Annotated in this window: 1 protein-coding gene; it reads right to left on the reverse strand. The window is 52.1% G+C overall.

From position 1 onward, the window contains the following. Positions 1–2,414: M26 family metallopeptidase (locus tag J7438_RS25100; protein ID WP_209278782.1), on the reverse strand; the 2,414-nt coding region annotated here is incomplete at its 3' end. Positions 2,415–2,477 lie beyond the last annotated feature (63 nt).

Here is a 2,477-nt window from a genome sequence, read left to right on the forward strand (position 1 = left end):
GCCACCGGTTCACCACGGTTATCGTCAGAGTCAGTCCCATTCTCGGTCAGTACATGGTACACAGGGCTGCCTGGTCGGATGGGGTTTCCAGTGTTCGCCACCGGTTCACCACGGTTATCGTCAGAGTCAGTCCCATTCTCGGTCAGTACATGGTACACAGGGCTGCCTGGTCGGATGGGGTTTCCAGTGTTCGCCACCGGTTCACCACGGTTATCGTCAGAGTTAGTCCTATACTCGGTCAGTACATGGTACACAGGGCTGTCTGGTCGGATGGGGTTTCCAGTGTTCGCCATAGAGTTGCTGCCTGTTGCTATGCCGGCCTGCCCGTCCGCCACCGGTTCTCCATGGTTATTGATGGATTCATCCCCTATCAGTTCTAGGTACACAGGGATATCAGGGGGGGCGGGTTCTTTTTCATTACCCACCAGGGGGCTGGTGTACCCTGTTGCCGTTTTCCCTTGTCTGAGTTTTAACGGTTGGTAATGGATTGGGAGAGCAGGCAGCGGTCTCTTGTTCATCGGCCTGAACGACAACGGTTGATAATGATCCCCGGGAGCAGTAGGCAGCTGTCCCTGAGCACGGGGGGGGCCGCTGGGTGGGGGCGGCATGGGTTCCGTGCGGTTACGGCCAGCATTAGTCGATGACCTTTGGCTGCAATAGCGGTAGGCGATCACACCGACCAGCAAAAAAATCACTGTGCCCAGGGTGGCGATACAAGCTATAACAGCAGGGGTTGGTGATGCCACTAGCGGTTTTGGTGCGGCAAATGTAGCAAAATCCGGGTCAGAGAAGTTCATTTTTGGGACCTTAGCCCCAGTGGCTGGAGGCGTTGTCATTGTGACAGAACCCGGGCTGGAAAAGTCCATGGTGCTACCTGGTGTTTTGGCCACAGTGGTTGGGGGCGTTGTCGTGGTGACAGAACCCGAACTGGAAAAGTCCATGGTGCTGCCTGGAGTTGTGGCCATCGTCCCTGTGATTGATGTGTCAGGACAATATTTATCGATTTGGCGCTTTAGTTTTGCCAAGTTGGGGGCAATATCTGCACAGACATCCTTATTCTGCCAATACTGACACCCCTTGGGAGTGCTTTCTGTCCTTTTTAGTCCGACATTAACAACAGTGACATTACAAATACGTGAGTTTTCTCCTCCCGAGATAGCCGCACTGCCATCTGTAGCGTTAACGTTGCTATTGAACACCTTGGTGTTGGTGATTCTATTTTTTTCAGAAGAGTCTCCTACGCCAATACCGGCAGATGAAGCTTCTCCCACGGTGATAACATCACAGTTCACCGCCGTTGTGTTGGCAACTGTTCCAGACTCCGATAATCCAGCCCCAATACCAGCACCTGCATAATCTCCATTGGTGTTAACATCACAGTCCACCGCCATTGTGATGTTAACGGTTCCTCCTACCGATAATCCAGCCCCAATACCGGCCGGTGCATCTACTCCCTCGGTGGTAACATCACAGTCCACCGCCATTGTGTTGTTAACGGTTCCTTCCTGCGATAATCCAGCCCCAATACCGGCCGGTGCATCTTTTCCCTCGGTGGTAACTCTACAGTTCACCGCCATTGTGTTGTTAACGGTTCCTTCCTGCGATGATCCAGCCCCAATACCAGCATCTGCTTCGTAGGTTTTCACCGTGCAGTCCAACGCAGTCGTGTCTGTAACCGTCGTTCCTTTTTTCTGATATCCCACCCCAATACCGGCAGATGATCCTTTTCCCTCTGTTTCAACACTACAGTTCACCGCCATTATGTTGTTAACGGTTCCACCCGATAATGATCCCGCACCAATAGCTGCGTATGCACCAGACTTCTTGGTAGCAACGTAAGCTCGTTCAACCCGAATATTACTGATCTTGGCGTTGCCAGACATTTCACAAGCCACTACCCCGGCCGAATCTGTTGACTCTGTAATATTGGCATCACTAAGGGTCAGGTTGTAGATACTGCCCTTATGGTGTTCTACCAGGCACCGGAAAAGGTTGCCTATGGTATGGCCATTGCCGTCCAACTCGCCGGTAAATGGATTGGTTTTAGTACCAATGGACTGGTTAAATTGGCTACCGTCGATATCCTCAGTCAGCTGATATTTCTTGCCGCATAATTCCAGATCACGGCAGATCTTGCCCAGGGCTTCTGTATCGTTAATCTTTATGGGTATTGAACCATCGGCAATGGCATTCGAATTCGCATACTGAAAAGAGCTGGCCAGCGTGCCAAGGGCAAGTAGTCCTTTGGTTCCCTGACTCCCTTGATAGCGGGCCGTGGATGTCTGTTGAAGGGGGACGTCTTTCGAGCCGGGTTCTTTTTCCTGAGCCTCTTCCCGGATTTCTTTTGATATCTGTGGTAATTCCGGTTTTGCATCCGGCCCGGGCAAACCGCTCCCGGACCAGGCATTGGCCATATCTTTCACCATGAAAAGGATGGAACTCGACGGCAGGATAGTTGCTGTGGCCAGTCGCACAAG

Origin of the sequence: Thalassotalea sp. G20_0, assembly GCF_017744175.1 — a bacterium.
In the GTDB taxonomy this organism is placed as follows: domain Bacteria; phylum Pseudomonadota; class Gammaproteobacteria; order Pseudomonadales; family Endozoicomonadaceae; genus Endozoicomonas.